Source organism: Pseudomonas sp. SDT291_1_S447 (genome assembly GCF_054070155.1).
Map to the genome: position 1 here is coordinate 1 of NZ_JBSVXS010000298.1, position 471 is coordinate 471.

The following is a 471-nucleotide window of genomic DNA, read 5'->3' on the forward strand; positions in this document are numbered from 1 at the left end:
TGCTCGGCAATGCCGATGCCAACACCCTTCAAGGCGGTGCGGGCGACGATATTCTGGACGGTCGCGCAGGTGCGGACACGCTGATTGGCGGAACCGGCAACGACACCTACATCGTCGACAACTATGGTGATGTCGTCATTGAGGACAGCACACTGCCTGGCGAAATCGACACTGTTCGCTCCTCCGTCAACTGGGTTCTGGGCGCCAACCTGGAAAACCTCACCCTGACCGGCACCGGCAACATCGCCGGCAGCGGTAACGCACAGGACAACGTGCTGATCGGCAACGACGGCAATAATGAACTCAATGGCATGGCAGGCCTGGACACCATGATCGGCGGCAAGGGCAACGATGCCTATCTGCTTGACCAGACCGCTGAACTCGCACTGGTTCAGGAACTGGCCAACGAAGGCACCGACACCCTCTACATCATGTACGGCTCCACGCCGCAGACCGAGACCGTTGACCTGA

Annotated in this window: 1 protein-coding gene; it reads left to right on the top strand. The window is 59.7% G+C overall.

The annotated features are described in order from the left end of the window. A partial coding sequence (locus ACW9IR_RS29635) for a calcium-binding protein (RefSeq protein WP_457466165.1) occupies window positions 1–471 on the top strand: 471 nt, incomplete at both ends.